The organism is Rahnella sp. JUb53 (assembly GCF_004346065.1).
GTDB lineage: Bacteria > Pseudomonadota > Gammaproteobacteria > Enterobacterales > Enterobacteriaceae > Rahnella > Rahnella variigena.
Genome location: NZ_SLYT01000010.1, coordinates 149935 through 175097, shown reverse-complemented (window position 1 = coordinate 175097; position 25163 = coordinate 149935). Strand labels below are relative to the sequence as shown.

26 protein-coding genes and 1 tRNA gene are annotated in these 25163 nt (G+C 54.5%); 19 read left to right on the top strand and 8 right to left on the bottom strand.

Annotated features, from left to right (window positions below):
• The 9 genes from EC840_RS20885 to EC840_RS20845 are packed head-to-tail and all read left to right on the top strand — an operon-like array spanning nt 1 to nt 8208.
• Nucleotides 1-444 (top strand): thioesterase family protein, encoded by a 444-nt coding sequence (locus EC840_RS20885; RefSeq protein WP_112290815.1) that lies wholly within the window; start codon nt 1-3, stop codon nt 442-444.
• Nucleotides 441-1046 carry an outer membrane lipoprotein carrier protein LolA gene (locus tag EC840_RS20880; protein WP_132966892.1) on the top strand — a complete coding sequence of 202 codons (606 nt, stop codon included), beginning with the start codon at nt 441-443 and terminating at the stop codon, nt 1044-1046. Before EC840_RS20885 ends, EC840_RS20880 begins: the two co-directional genes overlap by 4 nt.
• The gene (locus tag EC840_RS20875; protein WP_132966890.1) at nt 1036-3342 is read left to right on the top strand and encodes an MMPL family transporter; all 2307 of its coding nucleotides are present in this window, start codon (nt 1036-1038) and stop codon (nt 3340-3342) included. The genes EC840_RS20880 and EC840_RS20875 overlap by 11 nt, the downstream gene beginning before the upstream one ends.
• Nucleotides 3339-3914, top strand: coding sequence for a DUF3261 domain-containing protein (locus EC840_RS20870; RefSeq protein WP_132966888.1), 576 nt, complete (start codon nt 3339-3341; stop codon nt 3912-3914). The genes EC840_RS20875 and EC840_RS20870 overlap by 4 nt, the downstream gene beginning before the upstream one ends.
• 1 nt (nt 3915) lies before the next feature.
• Nucleotides 3916-5088, top strand: coding sequence for a beta-ketoacyl-[acyl-carrier-protein] synthase family protein (locus EC840_RS20865; RefSeq protein ID WP_132966886.1), 1173 nt, complete (start codon nt 3916-3918; stop codon nt 5086-5088).
• Complete coding sequence (locus tag EC840_RS20860) at nt 5085-5564, top strand: hotdog family protein (RefSeq protein ID WP_129639191.1); 480 nt, start codon at nt 5085-5087, stop codon at nt 5562-5564. The genes EC840_RS20865 and EC840_RS20860 overlap by 4 nt, the downstream gene beginning before the upstream one ends.
• Entirely contained in the window at nt 5561-6292 is a 732-nt protein-coding gene (locus EC840_RS20855) for a 3-ketoacyl-ACP reductase FabG2 (RefSeq protein WP_129639190.1), read from the top strand. Before EC840_RS20860 ends, EC840_RS20855 begins: the two co-directional genes overlap by 4 nt.
• Nucleotides 6289-7518 (top strand): beta-ketoacyl-ACP synthase, encoded by a 1230-nt coding sequence (locus tag EC840_RS20850; protein WP_132966884.1) that lies wholly within the window; start codon nt 6289-6291, stop codon nt 7516-7518. Before EC840_RS20855 ends, EC840_RS20850 begins: the two co-directional genes overlap by 4 nt.
• 3 nt (nt 7519-7521) lie before the next feature.
• Complete coding sequence (locus EC840_RS20845) at nt 7522-8208, top strand: 4'-phosphopantetheinyl transferase superfamily protein (RefSeq protein WP_132966882.1); 687 nt, start codon at nt 7522-7524, stop codon at nt 8206-8208.
• Nucleotides 8209-8245: 37 nt separating this feature from the next.
• Here EC840_RS20845 and yafC read toward each other — a convergent pair whose 3' ends face one another.
• Complete coding sequence (yafC, locus tag EC840_RS20840) at nt 8246-9142, bottom strand: DNA-binding transcriptional regulator YafC (RefSeq protein WP_132966880.1); 897 nt, start codon at nt 9140-9142, stop codon at nt 8246-8248.
• 106 nt (nt 9143-9248) lie between these two features.
• On the opposite strand from yafC, the gene EC840_RS20835 reads away from it, so the two are divergent.
• Nucleotides 9249-10424: an MFS transporter gene (locus EC840_RS20835; RefSeq protein WP_132966879.1), complete on the top strand. Its 1176-nt coding sequence runs from the start codon at nt 9249-9251 to the stop codon at nt 10422-10424.
• 193 nt (nt 10425-10617) lie between these two features.
• The gene (locus tag EC840_RS20830; protein ID WP_112290801.1) at nt 10618-11418 is read left to right on the top strand and encodes an endonuclease/exonuclease/phosphatase family protein; all 801 of its coding nucleotides are present in this window, start codon (nt 10618-10620) and stop codon (nt 11416-11418) included.
• 116 nt (nt 11419-11534) lie between these two features.
• Here EC840_RS20830 and mltD read toward each other — a convergent pair whose 3' ends face one another.
• Nucleotides 11535-12920, bottom strand: a complete 1386-nt coding sequence (mltD, locus tag EC840_RS20825) for a murein transglycosylase D (protein ID WP_112290800.1) — start codon at nt 12918-12920, stop codon at nt 11535-11537.
• A gap of 69 nt (nt 12921-12989) precedes the next feature.
• Complete coding sequence (gene gloB / locus EC840_RS20820) at nt 12990-13745, bottom strand: hydroxyacylglutathione hydrolase (protein WP_120163219.1); 756 nt, start codon at nt 13743-13745, stop codon at nt 12990-12992.
• Between the two features lie 43 nt (nt 13746-13788).
• On the opposite strand from gloB, the gene EC840_RS20815 reads away from it, so the two are divergent.
• Nucleotides 13789-14514, top strand: a complete 726-nt coding sequence (locus EC840_RS20815) for a class I SAM-dependent methyltransferase (protein ID WP_112290797.1) — start codon at nt 13789-13791, stop codon at nt 14512-14514.
• A 30-nt stretch (nt 14515-14544) separates the two neighbouring features.
• On the opposite strand, the gene rnhA is transcribed toward EC840_RS20815, so the two are convergent.
• Nucleotides 14545-15012, bottom strand: a complete 468-nt coding sequence (rnhA, locus tag EC840_RS20810; RefSeq protein WP_132966877.1) for a ribonuclease HI — start codon at nt 15010-15012, stop codon at nt 14545-14547.
• A 270-nt stretch (nt 15013-15282) separates the two neighbouring features.
• Here rnhA and aguB point away from each other — a divergent pair, with 270 nt between their 5' ends.
• The 4 genes from aguB (at nt 15283) to EC840_RS20790 (ending at nt 18289) form a co-directional block, all read left to right on the top strand.
• Entirely contained in the window at nt 15283-16167 is an 885-nt protein-coding gene (gene aguB, locus EC840_RS20805) for an N-carbamoylputrescine amidase (RefSeq protein WP_112290795.1), read from the top strand.
• 3 nt (nt 16168-16170) lie between these two features.
• Complete coding sequence (gene aguA, locus EC840_RS20800; RefSeq protein WP_132966875.1) at nt 16171-17256, top strand: agmatine deiminase; 1086 nt, start codon at nt 16171-16173, stop codon at nt 17254-17256.
• Nucleotides 17257-17335: 79 nt separating this feature from the next.
• Nucleotides 17336-18073, top strand: coding sequence for a DNA polymerase III subunit epsilon (gene dnaQ, locus EC840_RS20795; protein ID WP_112290792.1), 738 nt, complete (start codon nt 17336-17338; stop codon nt 18071-18073).
• 139 nt (nt 18074-18212) lie between these two features.
• Nucleotides 18213-18289, top strand: a tRNA-Asp gene (locus tag EC840_RS20790).
• Nucleotides 18290-18372: 83 nt separating this feature from the next.
• Here the strand turns inward: EC840_RS20790 and EC840_RS20785 are convergent.
• A complete protein-coding gene (locus tag EC840_RS20785; protein WP_112290791.1) occupies nt 18373-19875 on the bottom strand; it encodes an NCS1 family nucleobase:cation symporter-1 in 1503 nt (500 codons plus the stop codon).
• Nucleotides 19876-20052: 177 nt separating this feature from the next.
• Here EC840_RS20785 and EC840_RS20780 point away from each other — a divergent pair, with 177 nt between their 5' ends.
• The 3 genes from EC840_RS20780 to puuE are packed head-to-tail and all read left to right on the top strand — an operon-like array spanning nt 20053 to nt 22476.
• Nucleotides 20053-20787 carry a GntR family transcriptional regulator gene (locus EC840_RS20780; RefSeq protein ID WP_132966873.1) on the top strand — a complete coding sequence of 245 codons (735 nt, stop codon included), beginning with the start codon at nt 20053-20055 and terminating at the stop codon, nt 20785-20787.
• Nucleotides 20787-21545, top strand: a complete 759-nt coding sequence (locus tag EC840_RS20775; protein ID WP_129639183.1) for an aspartate/glutamate racemase family protein — start codon at nt 20787-20789, stop codon at nt 21543-21545. Before EC840_RS20780 ends, EC840_RS20775 begins: the two co-directional genes overlap by 1 nt.
• Nucleotides 21538-22476 (top strand): allantoinase PuuE, encoded by a 939-nt coding sequence (puuE, locus tag EC840_RS20770; RefSeq protein WP_132966871.1) that lies wholly within the window; start codon nt 21538-21540, stop codon nt 22474-22476. Before EC840_RS20775 ends, puuE begins: the two co-directional genes overlap by 8 nt.
• 637 nt (nt 22477-23113) lie before the next feature.
• Here puuE and hpxZ read toward each other — a convergent pair.
• Genes hpxZ through hpxX form a run of 3 tightly spaced genes read right to left on the bottom strand, consistent with a single transcriptional unit; the run spans nt 23114 to nt 25162 of the window.
• Nucleotides 23114-23497 (bottom strand): oxalurate catabolism protein HpxZ, encoded by a 384-nt coding sequence (gene hpxZ, locus EC840_RS20765; protein ID WP_112290588.1) that lies wholly within the window; start codon nt 23495-23497, stop codon nt 23114-23116.
• A 52-nt stretch (nt 23498-23549) separates the two neighbouring features.
• Nucleotides 23550-24953: an AtzE family amidohydrolase gene (locus EC840_RS20760; protein ID WP_132966869.1), complete on the bottom strand. Its 1404-nt coding sequence runs from the start codon at nt 24951-24953 to the stop codon at nt 23550-23552.
• A gap of 14 nt (nt 24954-24967) precedes the next feature.
• Entirely contained in the window at nt 24968-25162 is a 195-nt protein-coding gene (gene hpxX / locus EC840_RS20755) for an oxalurate catabolism protein HpxX (protein ID WP_132966867.1), read from the bottom strand.
• Nucleotide 25163: the final 1 nt, after the last annotated feature.

The following is a 25163-nucleotide window of genomic DNA, read 5'->3' as shown; positions in this document are numbered from 1 at the left end:
ATGACTTCCAAACTTGATCCGCGTTTTAACGATCCGCGATTTTCCACCCGTGTCGAAATCACTGTGCCTTTCCATGATGCCGATGCGATGGGCGTGGTCTGGCACGGCAACTATTTCCGTTATCTGGAAGTCGCGCGCGAGCAGTTACTCAAACAGTTTGATTACGGTTACCGTCAGATGGAGGCATCCGGTTATGTCTGGCCGATTGTGGATACCCGCCTGAAATACATCGCACCGGTGCTCTTTGAGCAGCGTATTGCGGTTCATGCTCAGCTTGAGGAAATTGAAAATCGTCTGCGTATCGGCTATCAGATTTATGACATCGAAACCGGTAAACGCACGACGACGGGTTACACATTGCAGGTCGCGGTAGATGCCACCACGAAAGAAATGTGCTTCGTCTCGCCGCAGGTGCTTTTCGATAAAACAGGAGTCAGTCTGTGAAAGCTTTTCTGTTCCTCGTACTGACCTTCTTAAGCGTAACCGCGCACGCCGTCACGCTGGAAGAATTACAGCAACGCTTCAGTCAGGTGCCGGTATTGCGTGCTGATTTTGCGCAGCAAAGAACCATCAGCGGGATGGCACAACCGCTCAATTCCAGCGGCAATCTGCTGATTGCTCAGCAGCAGGGGTTGTGGTGGCAGCAGGAAAAACCGTTCAGCCTGACGTTATTGCTGACAGAAAAACGCATGGTACAAATCATGGCGGGGCAGGAACCGCAGGTAGTGACGGCAGATAATAACCCGCAGATGTTCCAGTTCAACTCCTTGCTCAGCGCGCTGTTCCACGCAGACCGCAAAGTGCTGGATGAAAACTTTGCTCTCGATTTTAAAGATTTGGGCAAAGGCGCCTGGAAACTCGTCCTGACGCCGAAAGTGTCACCGCTGAACCGACTGTTCCGCAGCATCACGCTTAATGGCGAAACCTTCCTGAACAATATTGATATCAATGATATGCAGGGCGATGCCACACACATTCGTTTCTTCAATCAAAAAACGACGCCTGCCACGCTGACCGACGCCGAGAAACGCCATTTTGCATCCTGATCTTCACAGAAAACTGGCGCAAAGCTGGCTGCTGATTATCGCGTTGATGGTGGCGGTACTGTTATGGTTGCTGCCGCGCAGTCAGATTAACAGCAGCGTGCTGGCGCTTTTGCCTCAGCAGCAGACGGCGGATATTCCGCAGGCATTTTCTGACGGATTCACGCAGCGGCTGGACAGGCAACTGATGTGGCTGGTCAGTCCGCCGCCGGGTGCCGGAGTTCAGCCCGCCAATGACTGGCTTACGCAACTGCAAACGTTGCCGGAGCTGAATCGGATCGCAGGGCCGATGGATGCGCAGCGTCAGCAGGAGTGGGGCGCTTTCTTCTTCAAACATCGCAATGCGTTGCTTGATGACGCTTCGCGCCAGCGGCTGAAATCGGGCGCTGAGGCACAAAGTCAGTGGATCCTCGGTCAGGTCTATTCGGCATTTTCAGGCGTCAGTGGCAAAGAACTGGCAAACGATCCGCTGCTGCTGGTGCGTGCTTCGCAAATGGCGCAACAGCAAAACAGCGCCGGTATGACGCTGGATCAGGGCTGGCTGATGGCCCGCGATAAACAGGGCCGTAACTGGTACCTGCTGCACGGTGAGCTGAAAGCCTCTTCGTATGACATCACCTCGGCAAAACATACAGTGGCGGCGCTCAGTGCGGCGAAAGATGCGTTTGAAGCACGCTGGCCGGGCGCGAAAGTCCTCGAGCGCGGCACGATTTTCTACAGTAATTATGCCAGTCAGCAGGCTGAGCACGATCTCTCTACGATTGGCGCGGCATCAGTGCTGGGCGTGTTTGCGCTGATCTTACTGATGTTCCGTTCTGTCCTGCCGTTGTTGCTCAGCCTGCTATCTGTCGCTATCGGCGCGCTGTCTGGCACCGTTTTGACCTTATGGATATTTGGCGAAATTCACGTGATGACGCTGGTGCTGAGTACCAGCATTGTCGGCATTTCCGCCGACTATACGTTGTACTTCCTGACGGAACGGCGTGTACACGGTGAGGTGAATTCCCCGCTGGAAAGTCTGAAAAAGCTCTTCCCCGCCTTATCTGTGGCGCTGCTGACCACGGTGGCCGCCTATCTGATGTTGCTGATTGCGCCGTTCCCCGGCCTGCAACAGTTGGCCGTTTTTGCCGCCGCCGGGCTGAGTGCCGCCTGTATCACCGTAATGTGCTGGTATCCGTATTTATCGAAGCGTTTGCCGGTCGGGCCAGCCCCGGGACTGGCGATCATCATGCGCTGGTTGCTGGCGTGGCGCAGCCGCAAAGCCGTTAGGTTCGGATTACCCTTGCTGGTTTTAGTGCTGGTGGTGGCCGGAATATCGTGGCTGAAAATCAATGATGACATCGCCGATCTGCAATCCCTTCCTGCGGATTTACAGCAGCAGGAACAGCAGATCGCCGCGCTGACCGGACAGACCAACGATCAGAAATGGCTGCTGGTGTATGGCGACAGCGCAGAACAGACACTGCAACGTCTGGAGGCTTTGCGGCCAAAGCTGGCGCAGGCCAAAGAGAAGGGCGTAATTGACGGATTCCGGGCGCTCAGCCTGCCTTCACAAGCACAACAGCAGCGCGATTTATCCCTGCTCCGCCAGCGCACCCCGCAAATTATTGCGCAGTTGCAGCAGGCGGGGGTGACGGTGGCGAACCCTGATCTCAGTGCGCAAACGGTTGATGTGCCGCAATGGCTTAACAGTGTGGTAAGCGAGGGCTGGCGTTTGCTGTGGCTGACGCTGCCGGACGGGCGCAGCGCCACGTTAATTCCGGTGAGCGGCGTGCATGACAGCGCAGCGATGGCGGCGCTGGCGGCTTCCACACCTGGAACGGGCTGGATCGACCGCAAAACAGAATTCAGCAGCCTTTTCTCACAATACCGCGTTTATCTGACGTATCTGCTGGCGCTGGGTGTGGCGGTCATTGCGGCTATTTATCTCTGGCGTTTTCGTCTGCCGCACGGGCTGATTTGCCTGGTGCCGACGCTGCTTTCGCTCGGAATGGGCGTCGCGGCGCTGGGTTTCAGCGGTCACAACCTTAATCTTTTCTCCCTGCTTGCGCTGATCCTGGTGCTGGGGATTGGCATCAATTACACCCTGTTTTTCACCAATCCGCGCGGCACGCCCACCACATCAATGTTTGCTATTTTCATGGCCGTGGTGACGACATTACTGACGTTTGGCATGCTGGTGTTCAGCTCGACACAGGCGATCAGCAGTTTCGGGATCGTACTGAGCGCCGGTATATTAACGGCTTTCCTGCTGTCGCCACTGACCTTGCCGGCAAAAAAACGAGGACGTAAAAAATGACCCGATTGATGTGGCCGGTGCTGGCGCTTCTTATCTTAATGCTTGGCGGTTGTGCGACAAATTCACCTTCCGGTACTGAGCCTCAGGCGTGGCTAAAACGCGGCGTGCAGGTGAAACTCCCCGCCCCCTTATTAGATAAGCCGGTCAGTCAGCAACAGTTACTGACGGCTACCGTCAACGGCAAACAGCAGTCATTGCTGGTGCTGCTTAATGCGGATGGCAAATCGCTGCAACTGGCCGGATTGTCTCCGCTTGGGATCCGCCTGTTCAAAGTGGTCTACGATCAAACAGGCATCCACACCGAGCAGGCGATAAAAATTGAGGGTTTACCTCCCGCTAATCAGGTTCTGGCCGATATTATGTTGAGCTACTGGCCGGTAAAGAGCTGGCAACCGTTGCTGCCAGCGGGCTGGACGTTCGATGAGCAGCCTTTGCGCCGGACATTACTGGATAACGAAGGCCATGCCGTCACCCGTATTGATTACGTGGTGCAGGGCGGCACGCGTCAGCCCGTTTCGATTACTCAGATGGCGTTTCACTACCAGATAACTATCCAGAATGTCGGTGAATAACATGATCTACTTTTCGGCCGTGGGCATGGTTAACGCGCTGGGAAATAACAACGCGCAAATCGCAGCCAGCCTGATGGCGGGCGTAGCGCCGGGTATGACCGTGCAGGAAGGCTGGCTGACGGAAGACCGGCCGGTCTGGCTGGGCAGTGTAACGGGTGACTTGCCTGCCATCCCGGCAGATCTCTCTGCGCACCGCAGCCGCAATAATCAGCTGTTACTGGCCGCGCTGGCGCAAATTGAAGCGCCGGTAAAAGACGCGATCGCCCGTTATGGCAAAGATCGCGTGGCAATCGTAATGGGCACCAGCACGTCAGGCATTGCTGAAGGTGAAGACGCGGTACGCTATCTTCAGCAGCATGGTGAATTCCCTGCGGGTTATGACTATCAGCAACAGGAGTTGGGTGATCCTTCACAGTTTATGGCGCAACTGCTGGATCTGAATGGTCCTGCCTATACCTTATCGACGGCCTGTTCTTCCAGTGCGAAAGCGATTATCAGCGGAAAACGCCTGATTGAATCCGGGCTGGCTGATGCCGCGCTGGTCGGCGGGGCTGACAGTTTGTGCCGGATGCCGGTAAACGGCTTTAACAGTCTGGAATCTTATTCCCGCGGTCATTGCACGCCATTCGGGCAAAACCGCGATGGGATCAATATCGGTGAGGCATCAGCCCTGATTTTGCTGACACGTGAACCGGCAGAGATTGCGCTGCTTGGCGCCGGTGAATCATCAGATGCCTGGCATATGTCTGCGCCGCATCCTGAAGGGCTGGGCGCCGAACGTGCCATTATTATGGCGTTAGAACAGGCCGGTCTGCTTCCCGATGAGGTGGGCTACATCAATGCGCATGGCACTGCTACTCCGCTTAACGATCAGGTGGAAGCGGCGGTGATCCACCGGTTGTTTGGCAACCGGACGCCGTGCAGTTCTACCAAGCATCTTACCGGCCATACGCTGGGTGCGGCGGGCGCAACGGAAGCGGCGCTGAGCTGGCTTATCCTCACGCAACATCTTGCGTTGCCGCGACAGGATTTCAGCATAACGCCGCGGGATATCAGCCTGCCGGATATCCGTCTGGTGGAAACCACAGTAATGGCGGAGAAACCGGTCATTTTATCCAACTCCTTTGCTTTTGGCGGCAATAACGCCAGCCTGGTGATCGGAAGACCGTCATGAATGCCTTAAACGCAGCAGATTATTTACCGCATGAATCGCCGATGGTGTTGCTGGAAAACATCATCGACGTGACAGAAGAAACGGCGTTGTGCAGCGTCGTGGTTTCAGAAAACGGCGTGCTGGCACCGTTTCTCAATGCTCGTGGTGCGTTGCCCGCGTGGTACGCCATTGAGCTCATCGCGCAAACTATTGGCGTGTGGAGTGGCTGGCACGGCGCGCAGAGCGGGTTATCGCCGCAGGTGGGCATGCTGCTGGGCGGCAGGGCGATAAAATGCAGCGTGCCGGAATTTACAGCAGGCAGTGAATTACGGATAAGCGTGGCGATGGTATTGCGCGACGAAAAACTCGCCAGCTTTGAAGGCGTTATCTGCATCAAACGAGAACAAGACAACCTTCAGGTTGCACAGGGAAGGCTGAATACGTACCAGCCAGACAAGGATGAATTGATTAAATTGACACAGGGGAAACTGGAATGACGCGTTCGGTATTAGTGACCGGTGCCAGCAAGGGGATCGGCAAAGCCATTGCCTGTCGGCTGGCAGGTGAGGGTTTTTTGGTAGTCATTCACTACCACAGCGATCAAGCAGGTGCAGAAAACACCCTGCAACAAATAACTGAAAATGGCGGTAGCGGGCGCATTGTGCAGTTCGACATCAGCAACCGCCAGCAGTGCCGCGACGTGATCGACGCGGACATAGAAGCGCATGGTGCGTATTACGGTGTGATTAATAACGCCGGTATTACCCGCGACGGCGCGTTTCCTGCGCTGACTGACGAAGACTGGGACGGCGTGATCCACACTAATCTCGACAGTTTCTACAATGTTTTACACCCCTGCGTAATGCCGATGATCGGCCTGCGTCAGGGCGGGCGCATTATCGCACTTTCCTCGGTTTCCGGTATCACGGGCAACCGCGGTCAGGTCAATTACAGTGCGGCCAAAGCCGGGATTATCGGCGCCTGCAAGGCTCTGTCGCTGGAGCTGGCGAAACGCAAAATCACCGTCAACTGTATTGCGCCGGGGCTGATCGACACCGGTATGCTCGACATGGAACAGCCGGCGCTGGATGCTGCCATGAGCATGATCCCACTTAAACGTATGGGACGTGCCGAAGAAGTCGCCGGATTGGCGAGCTATCTGATGTCGGATATCGCGGGCTATGTGACACGCCAGGTAATCTCCATCAACGGAGGCATGGTATGAGTCATCGTGTAGTGATCACCGGCATGAAAGGGATTACGGCATTCGGCAACCATTGGGACGAGGTTTCTGCCCGTCTGCAGCAGGGTAAAAATGCCGTTCGTCATATGGATGAATGGTTGATTTACCAGGGGCTTAACACTCATCTGGGCGCACCGGTGGATGATTTTGTGTTGCCTGCGCACTACACCCGCAAACGTATCCGGTCGATGGGGCGCGTCTCGCTACTTTCAACGCGTGCAGTGGAACTGGCGCTGGAACAGGCCGGTTTGCTGGAGGACCCGGTTCTGACCGATGGCGAGACCGGCATTGCGTTCGGTTCATCGACCGGTAGCACTGGTCCGGTGAGTGAATTCGCCACCATGCTGACGGAGAAGCACACCAATAACATCACCGGCACGACGTATGTGCAGATGATGCCGCACACCACGGCCGTGAATGCAGGATTGTTCTTCGGGCTGAAAGGGCGTGTTATCCCGACGTCCAGCGCCTGTACCTCCGGCAGTCAGGCCATCGGTTATGCCTATGAAGCGATCAAACACGGTTACCAGACTGTGATGGTGGCGGGCGGTGCGGAAGAAATCTGCCCGTCTGAAGCCGCCGTGTTCGACACGCTGTTCGCCACCAGCCAGCAGAATGATCACCCTGAACTTTCGCCGCGTCCGTTTGACACACAGCGTGACGGTCTGGTCATTGGCGAAGGCGCCGGGGCGCTTATTCTTGAATCCCTCGAACATGCACAGGCGCGGGGCGCGAAAATTTACGCTGAAATCGTCGGATTCGCCACCAATTGTGACGCGGCGCATATTACCCAGCCGCAGCAATCCACCATGCAGATTTGTATCGAAAAAGCGCTGAAAAATGCCGGTATTCCTGCTTCTGAAATTGGCTATATCAGTGCGCATGGCACGGCAACGGATCGCGGCGATATCGCGGAAAGTCACGCAACTGCTGCCGTGTTTGGTAATCAGACGGCCATTTCATCGCTGAAAAGTTACTTCGGCCATACGCTCGGTGCCTGTGGTGCGCTGGAAGCGTGGATGTCGCTGGAAATGATGCGTGAAGACCGGTTTGTGCCGACCATCAACCTGACGCAGCCGGATCCGCTTTGCGGCGAACTGGACTACATCATGGGGGAATCGCGCCATATTCAGACTGAATTTATTCAGTCGAATAACTTTGCATTCGGCGGGATCAATACCTCTTTAGTTTTCCGTCGCTGGCAGTAAACAATGAACTCTGCGCGTCTCATCACTGCATCGATGGATGACCCTTTTTCGTTGTCCCGCTTGTCCGCAGACATGATCGCTAAAAGTGCCGCAATGAACCCCGCCCGCCGCCAGCAATGGCGTGCGGGCAGGGTGCTGCTGGCCGAAGCATTGTCCGTTTTCTGCGGTTGTGAGACCTTGCCGGAACTGCAGTTTTCCGCGCACGGAAAACCCTTTTTTGCCGATGTATCCCTGCCGCATTTTTCTCTCAGCCACAGCAAAAATCATCTGCAACTGCTGCTATGTCAGGCGGGTGAAGCCGGAGGCGATGTGGAGCAAATGCGTCCGCGGCGTCGTTATCATGACGTCGCCCGCGAAGCATTCAGTGACACTGAATTTCTGTGGCTGATGGAACAAGCGGAACCGCAAATGGCGTTCTGGCAACTGTGGTGTCTGCGTGAAGCGTGGCTGAAACAGCAGGGCGGCAGCGTGTGGCAGATGGACCGGATCCGCCTCGATCCTGCCTTCAGGTCTTTTACATCTGAACCCGCCACGGACACGCAGTTATGGTATTTAGCCGATGGTTCTGAGATGCGTGCGCTGGCGCTGCCTGCGGGTGTTTCAGAACTTGAAGAATATGCTTTTAACGCGGCTTCCGGTGATTTTGTCCCACTGGCTTGCCGGCCATGGTCGCAATTTTCCTCCCGCTGATTATTGCGTTCAAATCAAAAGTCTTCTGGGGGGATATTCAGGCCCCGCGTGTTCCCAGCTTTTCACTCAGAAAATCAATAAAACACCGGATCCTTGTGCTCACCGTCTGATCGCTGTAATACACCGCATGGAATGGCATGGCGATACGCAGGGTATCCGGTACCAGCAGTTTCACCAGATCTCCCCGTGCAACATCCTCATCGGTCATAAAATCCGACAGACAGGCAATGCCGTTGCCCTGTAAACACAATCTGCGCAGTGTCTCACCACTTCCTGAGCTGATAAACGGTGTGACCGTCAGTTGCTGGCCGTCCGCGCACAGCAGTGGCCATTTGTTCAGCGCCACCACTTCGTTAAAGCCCAGACAGCGGTGTTTAAGCAGATCATCAGCGCTTTGCGGCGTCCCCCATTTTTTCAGGTAATCCGGTGACGCCAGCACGCTGCGATAGCTGAGCATCAGCTTGCGCGCCCGCAGGCTGGAATCTTCCAGCTCACCGACGCGGATCGCCACATCCACTTTATGGTCGATCAGATTGATATTGCTCTCGGAAGAAAAAAGCGCGAGCGACATCTTCGGGAATCGTTCGGTGAATTCTGCCACCAGCGGCGAAATGATATGCAAAATAACCGGCGTCGCTGCATCGATGCGTAAAACCCCCTGCGGATCGTCGCGGTTCTCCAGCAGATCGTCTTCTGCTGCCGCCATTTCGTGCAGGATCTTCTGTACGCGGACGAAATAGCGCTCGCCCTCGTGCGTCAGGCTTATCTGGCGCGTGGTACGGTTGAGCAGGGTGATGCCCAGTTTTTGCTCCAGACGTTTCAGCGTCCGGCTGACCACGGAATTATCCTGTCCCAGCTGTTCTGCCGCGCGGCTGAAACTGCCGCTTTCCACCACCGTGACAAAGGTAATCAACTCTTCAGAACTGGCTCGCATTGTTGTTACTCCAGCATAAATAAATTGATATTTTGGTTATTTCTGTCATTTAAGCACAAGCCGATAATAGCCGCCATCAAATCGATATTCATGTGGAGTAAAGGTTATGCCGCTTGCACTATTAGCACTGACCATCAGTGCGTTCGCTATAGGAACAACAGAGTTTGTTATCGTCGGCCTGGTGCCGACCATCGCACAGCAACTGGACGTTTCAGTCCCGTCCGCCGGTTTGCTGGTGTCCATTTACGCGCTCGGCGTGGCGATTGGCGCACCGGTTCTGACCGCACTGACCGGCCGCGTACCGCGCAAAACGTTGCTGATTGGCCTGATGGTGCTGTTCACGCTGGGTAACCTGCTGGCGTGGCAGTCACCGAATTACAGCACGCTGGTGATGGCGCGCCTGCTTACCGGCCTGGCGCATGGTGTGTTCTTCTCTATTGGCTCGACCATTGCCACCAGTCTGGTGTCGAAAGAAAAAGCGGCTTCTGCCATCGCGCTGATGTTTGGTGGTCTGACCGTGGCACTGGTGACGGGTGTGCCGCTCGGGACATTTATCGGTCAGCATTTCGGCTGGCGTGAAACTTTCCTCGCGGTGTCGCTGATTGGTGTCGTTGCCATTATCGCCAGCGCGATCCTGGTACCGAATAACATCAAAAACAAAGCGGCAGCGCGTATTGCCGATCAGGTCAAAGTGCTGATGAACCCGCGTCTGTTACTGATTTACGCCATCACCGCGCTGGGTTACGGCGGCGTATTCACTACGTTCACGTTTCTTGCGCCGATGATGCAGGAACAGGCCGGTTTCTCCGCCAGTATGGTCAGCTGGATCCTGCTGGCGTATGGCGTGTCGGTTGCCATCGGCAATATCTGGGGCGGCAAACTGGCTGACCGCCACGGAGCCGTTAAAGCGCTGACGATTATTTTTGCCGCACTTGCCGCGCTGTTGCTGATTTTCCAGTTCACTTCAGGTTTCGGTATTCCGGCGTTGATCACGCTGCTGGTGATGGGTATTTTCGCCTTCGGCAACGTACCGGGATTGCAGGTTTACGTGGTGCAGAAAGCCGAAGAGGTAACGCCGAATGCGGTCGATGTGGCGTCTGGTCTGAACATCGCAGCATTTAACGTCGGTATCGCTTTAGGTTCGGTGATTGGCGGGCAGGTGGTTTCCACAATTGGTCTGGCGCAAACGCCGTGGATTGGCGCGGTGATCGTCGCGGGCGCGCTGTTACTTATCCGTCTGAGCGGGCATCTCGACCGCAAGCCGAAAGCGGCGCTGGCCTGATTTATCCTGCATTCTGTGTCTTCACGGCTCGCTTCGGCGGGCCGTTTTCGTTTTTGTGCTAGCCTGTAGATGTGACCAGGTTGTATACCAATGTAAACAGATTTGGCCTGAGCGTCTGCGGGCGTATACTGAACTTTCGCTGTGGGAATCTCTCTCATATAGCAACGATACAACGGGTAAACAGGCGATTAGCGTGCGGAAAAAAACATATGCAATGAGGTATGTCGCAGGTCAGCCCGCTGAGCAAATCTTTCCGGGTGCCCTCGCACATTTAGGGCCGGATTTGCCGCCGGGTGCTGCGCTACCCAACTCGAATATTCTGCGCGTCATGGTGTGGAATATCTTTAAACAGCAGCGGGCTGACTGGTTGTCAGTTCTGCGCGATTACGGCAAAGATGCGCAACTGGTGTTACTTCAGGAGGCGCAGACGACGCCCGAACTGATCCGCTTTGCCACATCCAACTATCTGGCTGCCGATCAGGTGCCGGCGTTTATGCTGCCTCAGCACCCCTCTGGCGTGATGACACTCTCTGCGGCGCATCCGGTTTATTGTTGCCCGCTGCGTGAGCGTGAGCCACTTCTGAGGCTGTCTAAATCGGCATTAGTGACTGTCTATCCGCTTCTGGATGGCCGTTTGCTGATGGTGGTGAATATTCATGCCGTCAATTTCAGCATCGGTATTGACGTCTACAGCAAACAGCTCGACCCGATTGGTGAGCAGATTGCTAACCATAAAGGGCCGGTGATTATGGCGGGGGATTTCAACGCCTGGAGCAAACAGCGTATTAACGCACTGTACGGCTTTGCGGGGAATATCCATCTGGAGGAAGTGCGTTTTCCTTCTGACTATCGTAAGCGGGCGTTCGGCAGGCCGCTGGATTTCATCTTCTACCGAGACCTGAGCGTCACCAGTGCGTCGGTGATGGAAACGCGGGCTTCAGACCACAACCCGTTGCGGGTTGAGTTTATGGCAAGTAAACCGCTGGCGTTGTAGCGCTTTTTTTGTTGAACAAAAGAACGCGGCTCAAAAGAACACAGTCAAAAAACGCAGACATAAAAAAAGCACCCGGAATATTCAGGGTGCTTTTTTATTGCCGGTACCGTTACGAATCAGGTATCAGGACTCATCTTGTTACTGACGAACAACGTTAACTTGTTGCCCGGCTGCAGGTTGTCGGCATTAGTGTTCCAGCGCATCACATCTTTGATGTTGACGCCGTGACGCTTGGCAATGCTCGACAATGAATCGCCTTTACGCACCTGATAAGTGATGCTGCCGCCATTGGCACTGGTATCGCTGACGCTGTTATCCGCCACCTGCAGTGTTTGCCCAACTTTTAACGCGCCTGCTGAGCGCAAATTGTTCCAACGCTGTAAATCACGGGTCTTCACATTCAGCCGGGCTGCAATGCCAGACAAGCTGTCGCCGGAGCGAACCTTGTACTGTTTTGCACCTGACGGAGTGTTGCTGGCCAGTTTGGTTTCCTGTACTGCGGCAATATCGCCATCAGCCAGTGAATCTTTTAACTGGTCGGCATGCGCCTTCGGCAGAACGATGTAATGCGGGCCATTCGGCGCGGTTACATTTTTCTTGTAGCCAGTGTTAAACGACTTGAGCTTGGTCAGGGACATGCCCGCCATCTCCGCCGCCTGGGTCAGTTGCATCTGCTGTCCGACTTCAACACGCGCCAGGGCACGGTCTTCACTCGGTTTCGGCAGGTTGATACCGTATTTTTTACTGTGCTTGAGAATGTCGCTCAGGGCTAACATCTTCGGCACATAAATCGATGTTTCACGTGGAAGCGCCAGCGCCCAGAAGTCAGTCGAACGACCCTTAGCTTTGTTCGCTTTCACCGCTTGCATTACGCGGCCTTCACCACTGTTATACGCAGCAACGGTCAGTAACCAGTCACCACCAAACATCTTGTTCAGGCGTTGCATCATATCAAGCGCAGCGGTTGTCGAAGCCACAACATCGCGGCGACCGTCATACCACTGGTTTTGTTTCAAACCATAGTTTCGACCCGTTTGAGGCACAATCTGCCACAACCCTGCAGCGTTAGCTGATGAGGTTGCTTTAGGGTCAAAAGCGCTCTCCACTATGGGTAGCAGTACCAGTTCCATCGGCATATTACGTTTCTTAATCTGCTCGGTGATCCAGTACATGTACGGCTCTGCCCGTAATGTTACATCGTGGAGATAGCTCTTATTCTTTAAATATTTAACTCTTTGTTCGCGGATCCGGGGATTATCCGGAACCTTCATCTTCAGCTCGTCGCCTATGAAGTTCCACAAATTTTGTTGGGAGACGGTGTCGTTTCCATCCAACCATCCCCCAGAGGCCGCACGGCCATCATCTGTGTACTGTCCTGCTTCACTTTGACTTGCTGAAGACAAACTCTGTGCATGTTGTTCCGGTACCTTCACGCCCTGCCTGGACGCCTGGCAACCTGTGAGCAACATGGAGGCGATTATTAGGATCGCGTTTGCCTTCATGTGTGTGTCATAGTTGCTTAAAAGACGAGCGATAATACTTTGCTTCGAAAAAAAACACAACCTTTGGGGCTAAAAGGTGTCTTTCAGTGCCCTTAATTGTGCGAAAACCTGCCAGTCAGGCTTTAAGGAACCGTTAAGGTTTAATTTGTTTTGTAAATCAACATCATCGCAACGTAAAAAGAGGTTAATTTTACGCTCAAGACCGAGGGTAGAAGGCAGGGAAGATTGTCCCTTTTCACGCATTTGTTGCACTTTGTGCTCATGAGAATGAATATCATGATCCTGCGGTAAAATGGAGCGCGCAAACTTAAGATTTGAGAGAGTGTACTCATGTGCGGCGCAGACTAATGTTTCATCAGGCAGGGCTGCTAAGCGTTGAAACGACTGGTACATTTGCTCCGGCGTCCCTTCGAACAAACGGCCACATCCGGCGGAAAACATCGTGTCTCCGCAGAAAAGATAAGGTGCGCTATAGTATGAAATGTGACCAAGAGTGTGCCCGGGCGTAGCAAAGATCTGCCATTCCAGACCGCCAATTACCAATTTATCGCCGTTTTTAAGACTAATCTGACTAAATTTGTTCTCAGTTTCGTGAGGTCCGTACACTTTCAGACCCGGAAAATGGCTGCAAATCTCATCAACACCCCCTACATGGTCGTGATGATGATGCGTCAGGAGGATAGCCGTCGGGGTTAAATTATCCTTTTTCAGCGCGGCTAAAACCGGCGCTGCTTCACCGGGATCGACAATCAGGCAATGCCCTTGCTGGTCATCGAGCATCCAAATGTAATTGTCCTGCAAGGCAGGAATACTGATAAGATTCATGGCAACCTCTCTTTGGCAACTGCTTGAAAGAAGATAACAAACTATGCGACCAGCCCGCGCCCGTAAGAAAATAGTTGCACCGGCTTCATGGGAAGATATCCCATGCGGCGACTACTACCGTGCCGCGCTTGAGCAACAACTGCAACCCTGGTGGGGCAAACTTTACGGGTTCCACCTGCTGAAAATCGGCGCATTAAGTGCCGAAATCGATGCTCAGGCCTGTCCGATCTCGCATCAGGTGAACTTCGCACCGGAAGGCGAGGGGCTGCATGTTCAGGGCGATCCTTACTATTTACCGTTTGCGGCAAAATCGGTGGATGCCTGCCTGCTCAGCCATACGCTCGCTTACGCGGATGACCCGCACCGCATACTGCGTGAAGTGGATCGCGTGCTGATTGATGACGGCTGGATGGTGCTCAGCAGCTTTAATCCGCTTAGTCTTTTAGGTATTGGCAAACTGATGCCGGTGTTTCGTAAACGCCAGCCTTACAGCAGCCGTTTATTTACCCAGATGCGTCTGCTCGACTGGCTGTCTTTGCTCAATTATGAAGTGATGGTTCACCGGCGTTTTCACGTGCTGCCGTGGAAAAAGAATGGCGGAAAATTGCTGAGTACGCATCTTCCTGCGCTGGGATGTATGACGCTGATCATTGCCCGCAAAAGGACTTTCCCGCTGACACCGACCGCGAAAAAAGTCCTCGCACAGAAACAAAAAATACCGCAGGCGGTGGGGGCGACGAAGAGTTACCGGGAAGAACATCGGGATTGAGTTGAGAAAAAAATGACCGACGCCAGCCGTTTAATTCTCAGCCTGATAACCCACATCATCCAGCGTCGGATTCCCCGCTGCTTCTTTCGCAAGCACGTCGCACCGCTCATTCTCAGGGTGTCCGGCGTGGCCTTTGACCCACATCCAGTTCAGCTGATGCGTCTGGATCGCGGCGTCGAGGCGTTTCCATAAATCGACGTTTTTCACCGGTTTTTTGTCTGCTGTTTTCCAGCCACGTTTCTTCCAGTTGTGGATCCAGGTGGTAATGCCCTGGCGCACATACTGGCTGTCGGTGCTCAGCGTCACTTCGCACGGCGTGCTCAATGCTTCAAGCGCCACAATCGCCGCCATCATTTCCATGCGGTTATTGGTGGTCAGACGAAAACCCGCGCTGAACTCTTTTTCGTGTTGCTTATAGCGTAATATCGCGCCGAAACCGCCGGGGCCGGGATTACCCAGGCAGGAGCCGTCGGTGAAAATTTCTACCTGTTTGGTCATATCTGGCAGGCTCTGTCATCAAAAGTAAAAACCAAGTCTGACATAAACCGCCGTGCCGGGCACAGCAATATCTTGGGGTGTAACTGTCTGAAAGCGGGCGCTGAGGAGGCTTTGTAACAGGTTTGGGCATCAGTAATGACTCTTTTGGCTGGAGAGCGCTGTCTTTTGCAATATAATAGGAAACTGCAGAGTGCCAGTTCAAAACTCTGAGTGAGTTCCGACTTTCATGGTTTTTTCACTGCCAATTTTCCAATGCTTTAAGGATGTCTAATGAGAAATGTTACGGTTTCTGCAACACAAATGAGCTGCAGCTGGGATCTGGAAAAGAATATTGTTAACGCTGAGAAACTGGTTCGCCAGGCTCATTCTAAAGGCGCACAAGTTATTCTTATTCAGGAACTTTTTGCTGCGCCTTACTTCTGTATTGATCAGAGCCCTGAGCATTACAGCCTGGCACAGGAGCTGGATAACAGCCCGCTGATCCGCCATTTCTCTGCGCTGGCGAAAGAACTGGAAGTGGTACTGCCTCTGAGCTTCTTTGAAAAGTGCAATAACGCCTATTACAACTCGCTGGTCATGATTGATGCTGACGGCAGTGTGCTGGACGTTTATCGCAAAACTCACATTCCGAACGGCCCGGCCTATCAGGAAAAACAATTCTTCATTCCGGGCGACACTGGCTTCAAAGTGTGGAATACCCGTTATGCGAAAATCGGCGTGGGCATTTGCTGGGATCAATGGTTCCCGGAAACCGCACGTTGCCTGGCATTGCAGGGCGCAGAAATCATCTTCTATCCGACGGCGATCGGTTCAGAACCAGCGTATCCGGAAATCGACAGCCAGCCACACTGGACCCGCGTTCAGCAGGGCCACGCTGCGGCTAACCTGGTGCCGGTGATCGCCTCTAACCGTATCGGCACGGAAAAAAGCAAATTCATTCCTGATTATGAAATGACCTTCTACGGTTCTTCCTTCATTGCTGATCAGACCGGTGCGCTGGTTGAACAAGCCAACAAAACGGAAGAAGCCGTGCTGGTTCATACCTTTGATCTGGATGCTATTGCTGCACAGCGCGCATCGTGGGGTCTGTTCCGCGACCGCCGTCCTGAAATGTATGGCGCAATCGCGACATCCGACGGTTCAACAAGGAAATAACTGATGTCTTCTATTGATATCAATCCTCAGGCTGAAGGTTTTGCGATGCCCGCTGAATGGGCATCGCAGCAGGCTGTCTGGATGATCTGGCCTTACCGCACCGATAACTGGCGCTCGAACGGGCGTCCGGCACAGCTGGCTTTCGCCAATGTGGCGGCAGCGATTGCGACAAAAACGCCGGTATTTATGGCGGTTCCGGCAGCGGAAATGGCCAACGCACGCGAAGTGATGCCAGCGCAGATTACGCTGGTGGAAATGGAAAGCGACGACGCCTGGATGCGTGATACCGGCCCGACCATTGTGGTCAATCCGCAAGGCGAGCGTGTGGCTATCGACTGGACATTCAACGCCTGGGGCGGCTTCAACGGCGGTCTGTATTCGAGCTGGGAGCGCGACCAGCTGGTTGCCCGTCAGGTGGCGAACTATCAGCACATTCCTTATGTGTCGACGGATCTGGTGCTGGAAGGGGGATCCATTCATGTGGACGGCGAAGGCACCTTGCTGACCACCGCAGAATGCCTGCTCAATCCGAACCGCAACCCTGATCTTTCTAAAGCTGACATTGAAGCGCAGTTGCAGAAATACCTCGGCGTGAAGCAATTCATCTGGCTGGAAGAGGGCGTATTTAACGACGAAACCGACGGACACATCGACAATATGTGCTGCTTCGTGCGACCGGGTGAAGTCGCTTTGCACTGGACTGACGACGAGCAGGACCCGCAGTACGCGCGTTCTGCCGCAGCGTTAAAAGTGCTGGAAGCAACGAAAGATGCCAAAGGGCGCAGCCTGAAAATCTGGAAAATGCCTTCGCCTCCTATGATGCACGCCACCGCAGAAGAGACGATTGGGGTATTGCCGGGTACGGCGATTGAACGTGTGGAAGGCAACCGTCTGGCAGCGTCTTACGTCAATTACCTGATCAGCAATAACCACATCATTTTCCCGCTGCTCGATACGAGAACCGATAAGCTGGCTGAAGCAATGTTTGCGCAAATGTATCCGGATTATAAAATCACCGGTATTCCGGCCCGTGAAATTCTTCTGGGTGGTGGTAACATCCACTGCATTACGCAGCAAATCCCCGCGTAAGATAAAGTGCCCGGCCGTGTCTCTTTGCGTGCCGGGCAGACTGTTTCTGCCATTGACTGTCAGCGTTGGAAAATGACCCATGGATTTACAAAACACATCTAACAGGATCGTCGTTCTCGATACCGAAACCACCGGTATGAATAAACTCGGCGTCCATTACGAAGGGCACCGGATTATCGAAATCGGTGCTGTTGAAGTGGTTAACCGTCGTCTGACGGGGCGCAATTTCCATGTTTATCTCAAACCCGATCGTCTGGTGGATCCGGAAGCCTTCGGCGTTCACGGCATTAGTGACGAATTCCTCGCGGATAAACCGACCTTCGCCGACGTTGCTGACGACTTTGTCGAGTACATTCGCGGCAGCGAATTAGTCATTCATAACGCAACGTTCGACATCGGCTTTATGGATTACGAGTTCGACATGCTTGGCCGTAATCTGCCGAAAACCGAGACGTTCTGTAAAATCACCGACAGCCTGGCGATGGCGCGTAAGCTGTTTCCCGGCAAGCGTAACAACCTCGATGCTCTCAGCGATCGTTACCTGATCGACAACAGCAAACGTACGCTGCACGGCGCATTGCTTGACTCCGAAATTCTTGCCGAAGTTTATCTGATGATGACCGGCGGCCAGACCAGCATTAAATTCACGCACGAAGGCGAACAAAATACCGGCGCTGACGGGCTCGGGATCCAGCGCGTGGCGCGTCCGGCGTCCGGGTTAAAAGTGATCGCGGCGAATGAGCAGGAACTGGCGTGGCACGAAGAAAGACTGGATCTGGTGGTGAAAAAGGGCGGCAGTTGTTTGTGGCGTTCTTAAGCCGCTTTTCCTGACTTTTGGATTGAAAATATCCAGCCTGCAGAAAAACTGTGCGGTTGATTGAAAATATCAGGAAAAGCATTGACGTAAGGGCGGGCATTCCTTAATATCCGCTCCGTTCTTAACCAGAACAAAACGCGGAGCGGTAGTTCAGTTGGTTAGAATACCTGCCTGTCACGCAGGGGGTCGCGGGTTCGAGCCCCGTCCGTTCCGCCACTATTCAGAAGCCCTGAGTGAGAAATCACTCAGGGCTTCGTCGTTTCAGCCATCCTGGCTGTTTCCTTCCTTGTATCAGTCTGTTATTCCGCTTCGATTTTCATATAGCCCATTGCGCCGCTGGCCGCACGATCATGGCGGGCGATGTAACGATAGAAACCGCCTGCCAGGAATGCGCCAATAAACCAGCTGAAGTTCGCCACCTGATGCAGGCCTGGCGTAAAGCTTATCACCAGACCAATCACCACTGCGGGTACCAGGGCTGCAATCGCTTTCGGGTTAAACCCGTTGCGATACCAGTAACGGCCGGAAGGCGTGGCGTTAAACAGTGCATCGACGTCCATATGACCGCGTTTGATCAGATAATAATCCGCCAGCAAAATCCCGAACAATGGCCCGATAAATGCCCCCAGCACATCCAGCGTGTAGTGGATAATTTCCGGTGACTGGAACAGGTTCCACGGCGTCAGCAGCACAGAACCCACAGCAGCGATCATCCCGCCGGTACGGAAACTGATTTTCTGCGGTGAACAGTTAGAGAAGTCGAACGCCGGCGACACGAAGTTCGCCACGATATTGATACCGATGGTGGCGATGATCATGGTCAGCAGACCAAGCGCCACGGCAACGCTGTTACCCACACGGCTGACGGTCTCGATAGGATCGGTGATCATCTGCCCGAACAGCGATTGTGTCCCTGAGACGATAACTACGGTCACAATCGAGAACAGCAGGAAGTTAAACGGCAGACCCCAGCGGTTACCGCGACGGATTTCGCTCATGCTTTTACCGTAGCGGGAGAAGTCACCAAAGTTCAGCAGCGGACCGGAGAAATAAGACACCACCAGCGCCGTGGCGGTCAGCATTTCCCAGCCTTGCTGACCGACTGTCAGGGTTTTGGTGGATAACGTAAAGGAGATATTACTCAGCCCGGTTTTATACAAAATCCAGCCCGCCAGCATCAGCATAACAACATACACTGCCGGACCCGCCACATCGATAAAGCGCTTAATCGCGCTCATTCCGTGCCAGAACACCATCGCCTGCAATACCCACATAATGCCGAAACAAATCCAGCCGAGGGCAGAAAGGCCCAGCCAGTGCGGCACGGTCAGCGGCGTCAGGGAAGGGAAGAATTTTAGCAGCACCAGCATTAACGCGCTGGCCGCCAGATAGGTCTGAATACCGTACCACGCGAAGGCGATCAGCCCGCGGATCACCGCCGGAATATTCGCGCCGAATACACCAAATGCCTGACGGCAAATCACCGCGTAGGGCACACCGGCTTGCTGGCTTGGCTTTGCCACCAGATTGGCACAAATCTGCACGATACAAATCCCGCACAACAAACACAGCAGCACCTGCCAGCTGGTCAGGCCGAGGGTGAAGAAACTCGCGGCGACCACATAACCGCCCATGCTGTGTACGTCGGACATCCAGAAGGAAAATATATTGTACCAGCTCCAGTTCTGGTCACGGGTCGGCGCTAAATCATCATTGCACAGCCGCGGGCTGTAATAAGGCTTGATGATCCCGGCACCCTGTTCGGAAGACGCCGTTGCGGAGGTGATTTCCTGATTTGGCATAAATCGTGCTCCTGTCATAAACAACATGTGAAAGTCGGAAGCCGGTGACCGGCTGCCCAAAGTTAAAAAGCAGTCACGGGAACACTGCATGAATCAGGCCAAACTTCACTTCTTGTATACAAAAAATCCATTTCAGGTATACGATAAATACACAAAACGGTATACGGAGTAACAGCAATGACCAGTTGGAGCGGGCTGAATACGGCCTATTTTACCGAGGATAAGGACGACCACATTTACAACGCGCTGGTGAGATCTATTGTTGAGCACCAGCTTTTACCCGGCAGTAAATTACCCGAAGAAGCACTGGCGGAAGTGTTCTCGGTCAGCCGCACGGGTATTCGCCGCGTGTTACAGCGCCTTGCCGCAGTGCAACTGGTGACGATATTGCCCAAACGTGGTGCGCATGTGACCGCGCCGGATGCCGCAGAGGCTCGCGATGTTTTCTCGACCCGTAAAATTCTCGAGTGCGCCAACCTGCCGCAGGTGATTGCCCGTTGTCAGTCGCCCCATCTGGTCGCACTGAAGAAGCTGGTGCAGGAAGAAAAGCGTGCCCATGACGAGCGCGACGGCTCTGCGGCAATCCGTCTGTCCGCCGCTTTTCACGTCCAGCTTCAGGCCATTTCTGGCAACAAAGTCCTGACCGAATCCGTCTCTCAGCTCACATTACGATCTTCACTGGCGATCGCCGCCTGGGGCGCGCCGTGGCAGCAAGGATGTCGTTGTCATGATCATGACGATCTGCTGGAACTGCTGAAAAAACGGGACGCCGTGGCGCTGTCCGCCAGCATGGCGCAGCATTTTGACAGCATCGTCGCCAGCCTGCGCTTTGAGCAAAATAAAGGGCCGACGCCTGATTTCGCGCAGATTTTTGCAGCCCGGATGCAGGTCACAGAAAAGGACTCAGACTGATGGCGAATCCACTTTGTATACAACTGATCAATCCCAATACCAGTCTGGCGATGACCGACGTGATGGCGCAAACCGCCCGCTCGGTGGCGGCGCCGGAGACACAAATTCTGGCCGTTTGTCCGGAAGAGGGCGCGCCGTCCATTGAAGGGCATTTCGATGAAGCGATTGCCACACTGGGCGTGTTACAGCAGATAAAAGCCGGACGGGATGCGGGTGTCGGCGGGCACATTATTGCCTGTTTCGGTGATCCCGGATTACTGGCCGCCCGTGAACTGGCGCGTGCGCCGGTTGTCGGCATTGCCGAAGCGGCGATGCATCTGGCGACAATGGTGGCGACGCGTTTCTCGATTGTCACCACCTTACCGCGCACGCTGACCATCGCCCGCCATTTGCTGCATCAGTATGGCTTCGAACGCCATTGTGCTGCCTTACATGCCATCGATTTACCGGTGCTGTCGCTGGAAGACGGCAGCGGGCTGGCACAGCAGAAGGTGCGCGAGCAGTGTATCGCGGCGAAAAAATTCGACGGCAGCGGGGCGATTGTGCTCGGTTGTGGCGGAATGGCCGATCTGGCGCAGGAACTGACGCTCGAGCTGAATATACCGGTGATCGACGGCGTCAGCGCGGCGGTCAAAATGGTCGAGTCACTGGCGTCTTTACGCCTGACGACCAGTAAACACGGCGATCTGGATTATCCGCTGGAAAAACCTTTGTCTGGTCGTTTTGCCGGACTGAATCTGAGAGAACACTATGTCTGATTTTGAGTACGGTTTGACTGATGCATATCCGCGTGACCTGATCGGTTACGCCGGACGTCCGCCACACGCTAACTGGCCGGGCAACGCCCGCATTGCGGTGCAGTTTGTTCTCAATTACGAAGAGGGCGCTGAAAATAACGTTCTGCATGGCGATGCCGGTTCCGAGCAATTTTTATCTGACATCATCGGTGCAGCCAGTTTCCCCGACCGCCATATGTCGATGGATTCGCTGTACGAATACGGATCTCGTGCGGGTTTCTGGCGCATCCACAATGAGTTTCAGAAACGTGGCTTACCGCTGACCGTTTTCGGTGTAGCGATGGCGCTGGCACGCAATCCGGAAATCGTCAGCGCGATCAAAGCGGCGGATTACGACGTCGTCAGCCACGGCTGGCGCTGGATCCACTATCAGAACATGAGCAAAGCCGAAGAGGCGGAGCACATGCAAAAAGCCATCACCGTGCTGCGCGACCTGTTCGGCAAAGCGCCGTCCGGCTGGTACACCGGCCGCGACAGCCCGAACACCCGCCAGCTGGTCGCGGAGTCTGGCGGATTCCTGTATGACAGCGATTATTACGGTGATGACCTGCCTTTCTGGACGCCGGTGAAACTGGAAAACGGCGAAACGAAACAGCATCTGGTGATCCCATACACGCTGGAAACCAACGACATGCGGTTTGCCTCCCCGCAGGGGTTCAATACCGGCGAGCAGTTTTACACTTACCTCAAAGACACCTTTGACGTGTTGTATGAAGAGGGCGAAACCTCGCCGAAAATGATGTCGATCGGGATGCATTGTCGGATCCTGGGACGTCCCGGGAGATTTCGCGCTTTACAGCGGTTTCTCGATTACATCGGGTCACATGAGAAGGTGTGGGTGTGTAAGCGGCAGGACATTGCGGATCATTGGGTTAAACATTTCGGTGTTTAATCGCGAAATTCAAATTCAACACCTTGGGCTCGCCGCCCAAACTGGCCTTAAGGGGCGCCTATCGCCGCACCCCTTAAGAATCCCCGGCTCTTTCACTGCGCGCTCTGCTCGTTGGCTATGTTTCATAAGCCATAGCGATAGCCGCAAAATCTCGCCGCTCCGCGGTGCCCTCCGTTCGGGTTACAACCCGCGCAAAAAGACGCGCGGTTTTCCACCTCTCCTCCGGCGCGATTTTGGAACCGGCCTCAGGCTTCAACTTCACAACCTCACTATATTTTTTTAAAAAGCCCACGGGCGATTCAGAAATCTTGCTGAACGGAGCGGCTTCGAGACCTATGGCTCGAAGACCGAGAGAAGGAACCGCAGAGCGGCAAGATTTCCAGCCTGTCTCTGTGATACCTGAAACATAGCCAGCGAGCGATAGCGCGCAGTTAAAAGACGTGGGAGATCCAAGAGGGGCCCGTCCTGGCCCCTTTTGGGCGGTTTCGGCGCAGCGCGACAAGTGATCGCTGTTATTGAGAAACCGAAAATGTCACCGTTCAGATTGCCCCTCGGTGGAAACCGAAATTGTCACCGTCCATTTCTGGAAAAGAACAGTTTCCTCAGCTTTCCAAAGCTGAACCGCCCATTGGTTCGGTCAAACCATCAGACTCACATGGGCTGCCACAATCTTCCATCCACTCGCCATCTTCACCCACGTCTGCTGCTGACGTCCGATTTTGTCGGTCCCTTCACGGCGAAACTCCGTGCTGGCCACTGCCATGTCATCGCCAAATGTGGTGATGGTGGTGTTGACCAGATCCCGGTTTAAACCTTGTGAGGAACGCGCTGAGCGGAACGCGCGGATGGCTTCGATGCCGTAAAGATTTTCGCCCGCACCGTAGCGCACGGTACGCGGATCGTGCCAGAACAGTTCGTCGAGGACGGCGGTATCGTTGGTGATCAGCGCCTGTTCATAGCGATAAAATGCCGCATTCATTTCGGCAAGGATCGCCGGGCGGTCGATATGTTCAGTTTTCATGATTCGTCTCTTTACTCTTTTACTTCACCCTGGAAAACGGAGATGCAGGTTTTTACGCGGGCATCACCGGAGAACTGCTGACGTTCACTATTCCCTGTAATTCCAGCGCCCGTGCAGCGCGCAGGCACAGGTCTTCGCGCCACGGCGGCGCAATCAGTTGTAATCCAATCGGCAGACCGGTTGATGTCGTGACCGGCACCGTGACCACCGGTAAACCGAGGAACGAAATCGGCTGCGTCAGCATGCCCATATTGGCACGGGTTGGCAGATCCTGACCGTTAATTCTGATTGTGTCCTGACCAATAAGTGTTGCCGGGCATGGCGTGGCAGGGGCGATAAGAATGTCCCAGTGATCGAACAGGGGCAAGATTTGTTCCTGAAAATGCTGACGAAAACGCTGTGCCTGGACGTACCACGCCGCCGGGATCATCGCGCCTGCCAGTAAACGCTCGCGGGATAATGGCTCAAACTGCTCCGGAATGCTGCGCAGTTTTGGCAAATACTGATTACCACCTTCAGAAGCACTGATGATAAACGCCGCTGAACGCGCCAGTTCGGCCTGCGGCATCACGACTTCTTCCTGTGCTTCCAGAGCCTGCGCAACCTGAAGCACCGCCACTTTAGCGTGATCGTCGCACCAGGTAGAAAAATATCCGCCCAGCACCGCAGTGCGCAAACCCTGCTGGCCGCGTCCGAGCTGAGAAAACGTCGCGGTAACGGGCTTATCTGCCTGGAAGTGATCCTGCGGATCCGTGCCCTGAATCGCGTCATAGACCTGCGACAGATCCTCGCTGCACCGCGCCATCGGGCCGATATGATCCAGGCTGGCGACAAACGGCTGGCTGCCGCGACGTGAAATACGCCCGAAGGTCGGCTTCAGGCCGAGAATACCGCTCAATGAGGCCGGCACGCGGATCGAGCCGTTGGTGTCGCTCCCGAGTGTGAAATGCACCAGACCAGCAGCCACGGCGGCGGCGGAACCGCCGGAAGATCCTCCGGCGACACGCGCCAGATCCCGCGGATTACGGGTGGCACCGTAATGGCTGTTTTCGGTGGTGAAACCGTACGCGTAAGCATCCATATTCAGCATGCCGGAAAGCATCGCGCCTTGTGCTGCGAGGCGTGAAACTGTCCACGCATCGTGGCGTGCGGCAGCGTTGCTGCTGTTGAGGCTTGCGCCTGCCAGCGTTACTTCACCGGCCACGTCCAGAAGGTTTTTCACCGCATAAGGGATGCCTGCCAGAGGCGGAAGTGCGGCACCGCTTGCGCGGGTTTTATCCACTTTTGCTGCTTCACGTAACATACGTTCGCGGGTGATATGCGTATACGCGTTGATGACCGGATTAGCCTGTTCAATGGCGTCCAGCGTGGACGTCGCAATTTCTGTCGCTGAGATTTCGCCCTGCGCCATCGCCTGATGTAACTGACTGATGGTAAAGCTATCAAACGATTTCATGCGCGATACACTCTTCATGCTCTGTACACCCCGGCAATTTCCAGTCGCGAATCGAGTGGTAAATCCATCAGCGGTTGTGCCATTTGCGCGATACGGCTGAACTGCACCAGCAATTCCTGACGACGGGTGTCGTCGAGTTCCAGTGCCAGCACGCTTTCCATCTGGCGGATATAAGCGGCCCAGCCGGTCGCTGCGGGGGTATTTTTCATG